Here is a 357-nt window from a genome sequence, read left to right on the forward strand (position 1 = left end):
TGCAATGTCACCATCTGATATGGCCAGTGGTATTGTGTCTTCAATAGAAGCGTTTATAGGTCTTATGTTTTTTGCTTTTACTACAGGTTTGCTTTATGGTCGTTTTTCTAAACCTAAGGCAGCAATTCGATTTACAAAACATCTAGTTCTAAATCAATTAAAAGAGCATAATGCGTTGATGTTTAGAATTGAAAACGATAGAAGAAGCACAATGATTCAGCCAAAAGTTACGGTAACACTTACGCTTTCAAGGAAAAACAAAAAGGGCGAATATGTAAATGATTTTTATAATCTGGAATTGGAACGTGATAACATTAACTATCTGCCAACAACTTGGACTATCGTTCATGAAATTGA

1 protein-coding gene is annotated in these 357 nt (G+C 33.9%); it reads left to right on the forward strand.

Features of this window, described 5'->3' with window-relative positions; translation table 11 throughout:
• Window positions 1-357: hypothetical protein (locus H4O21_RS28530; protein ID WP_220495885.1), on the forward strand; the 357-nt coding region annotated here is incomplete at both ends.

It is taken from the genome of Oceanospirillum sediminis (genome assembly GCF_014164585.1).
Taxonomy (GTDB): domain Bacteria; phylum Pseudomonadota; class Gammaproteobacteria; order Pseudomonadales; family Halomonadaceae; genus Oceanospirillum; species Oceanospirillum sediminis.